This window comes from Actinoplanes sp. NPDC048791 (genome assembly GCF_040650095.1).
In the GTDB taxonomy this organism is placed as follows: Bacteria; Actinomycetota; Actinomycetes; order Mycobacteriales; family Micromonosporaceae; genus Actinoplanes.
This window is the reverse complement of the sequence record NZ_JBEZGQ010001390.1, coordinates 1-1,792: the sequence shown is the minus strand read 5'-3', so window position 1 is coordinate 1,792 and position 1,792 is coordinate 1. Positions and strand designations below refer to the sequence as shown.

Genomic DNA, 1,792 nt, shown 5'->3' with positions numbered 1-1,792 from the left:
GCGAGGGCGTCGAGCAGCCGTTCGCCCAGCGTCAGCGCGTGCGGGCCGTCCATCGGGCCGCTGAGCAGCAGCGGCACGGCGCCGGGGTGGGCCGATAGGCGGGACCGCAGGTCGAGGGCGAGCGTCTCGATCCGGTCGGACCAGGGCCGGCGCTGATCGGTGAGCACCCTGTGGTCGACCTCGCCGAGCAGCCGTTCCACCAGTGCGGCGACGACAGCGCTCTTGTCCGGGAAGTACGTGTAGACGGCGTTCGGGGCCACGCCGACGGCTGCCGCGATGCGCCGGATCGAGGCCGCCTCGGTGCCACCGATGTCGAGCAGGGCCAGGGCCGCCTCGAGGATCGTGTCCTCGGTGAGCGCCCGTCGCGGGCCCGGTCTGCGCCGGCCGGTATCCGTCACCACACCCCCTTGACTTTGTCTCTGCACACCGTACAGCATTAGGCCGTCCGCTAATACTGCACACCGTACAAGGATGGTTCTCCATGGATCTCCGCCGCGTGACCGGGCTGCTGCTGGTGGGGGCTTCGCTGGCCTTCGCCGCCGCCGCCACCGTGCTGTCGTCGACCTTCGACTGGCCCGACATCCTGCGCGAGCCCGCCGCCGTCGTGCTCGCCGCCGCCGACTCGGGCGGCCCGGCCCTGGTCTGGACCTGGTTCGCCACGGCCTGGACGTACGCGCTGCTCGGCGTACCCCTGCTGCTGCTCCCCGCGGCCCTGGACCGCCGCGACGACCCGGTGCTGCGGGCCGCGACCACCGTCGGCGCCGCGTCCGTGCTGCTGTCGCTGGTGGGCTTCCTGCGCTGGGTCTTCGTCGTGCCGCCGCTGGCGCACACCTGGGCCGCCGGCGATCCGGTCGTGCGGGCCGCGACCGAGGCGGCCTGGACCGCGCAGCACCAGTTCGGCGGCGCGCTGCTGGGCGAGCATCTCGGGCAGGTGCTGGTGATCGCCTGGTCGGTCACGGTCAGCGTGGTGCTGCTGCGCACCCGGTTGCTGCCGGCCTGGATCGGCTGGGCCGGGCTCGGCGCCTCGGTGCTGTACCTGCTGAACCAGGGCGACGTGCTGGCCACCGCGGTGCCCGGCTTCCCGGTGTGGGACGCGGCCGGCCTCATCGGCAGCACCGCGTGGGGCCTGTGGGTGGCGGCCCTGGGGGTGACACTTCGGTTCGCACCGAAGCGTGAGCGCCGCACAATGGCGGCATGACCGCTCCCGCGCTGGCCCGTTTCGCCGCCCTGCTGGCCGACGACACCCGCGCCGCGTTCTGCCTGGCCCTGCTCGACGGCCGGGCCTGGACCGCCGGCGAGCTCGCTACGCACGCGGGCGTGGCTCCGGCCACCGCGACCGGACATCTGCACAAACTGGTCGCGGCGGGCCTGCTCAGCGAGCAACGACAGGGCCGCCACCGGTACGTGCGCCTGGCCGACCCCCAGGTGGCCCACCTCATCGAGGACCTCGCCGCCCACCTGCCACCGGCCCCCGTACCGGCCCGGACCCTGCGCGCGGCCACCGCCTCGGCCGCCCTGTCCCGGGGCCGCACCTGCTACGACCACCTGGCCGGCGCTCTCGGTGTGGCGGTCACCGACGCCCTGGAACGGACGGGATTGCTCACGCGCGCCGCCGGGTTCGCGCTCACCCCCGCCGGGCTGCGGTGGCTGGAGGGGCTGCCGGCGCTCCGGGCCTCGCGGCGCCCGCTGGTCCGGGGATGCCTGGACAGGACCGAGCGGCCGTGCCGGTCGTGGTGCCCGAGCGAGCGCCACAGCCGGGCGGTCTCGACGAGCAGCTCCAGGCCGTAGTCGC

3 protein-coding genes are annotated in these 1,792 nt (G+C 74.8%); 2 read left to right on the top strand and 1 reads right to left on the bottom strand.

Annotated elements, in window-relative coordinates; genetic code table 11:
• Positions 1-398 (bottom strand): TetR/AcrR family transcriptional regulator (locus tag AB0C29_RS46635; RefSeq protein ID WP_360834578.1); only part of this gene is annotated, 398 nt, incomplete at its 3' end.
• 83 nt (positions 399-481) lie between these two features.
• Between AB0C29_RS46635 and AB0C29_RS46630 the strand changes: the two genes are divergently transcribed.
• Positions 482-1,198 carry a DUF4386 domain-containing protein gene (locus AB0C29_RS46630; RefSeq protein WP_360834576.1) on the top strand — a complete coding sequence of 239 codons (717 nt, stop codon included), beginning with the start codon at positions 482-484 and terminating at the stop codon, positions 1,196-1,198.
• Positions 1,195-1,788, top strand: coding sequence for a helix-turn-helix domain-containing protein (locus AB0C29_RS46625; protein ID WP_360834574.1), 594 nt, complete (start codon positions 1,195-1,197; stop codon positions 1,786-1,788). The genes AB0C29_RS46630 and AB0C29_RS46625 overlap by 4 nt, the downstream gene beginning before the upstream one ends.
• Positions 1,789-1,792: the final 4 nt, after the last annotated feature.

What these genes read in the sequence shown, in the direction of transcription:
- AB0C29_RS46625 (WP_360834574.1), top strand. Translation starts at nt 1,195, where the DNA reads ATGACCGCTCCCGCGCTGGCCCGTTTCGCCGCCCTGCTGGCCGACGAC.
- AB0C29_RS46630 (WP_360834576.1), top strand. Translation starts at nt 482, where the DNA reads ATGGATCTCCGCCGCGTGACCGGGCTGCTGCTGGTGGGGGCTTCGCTG.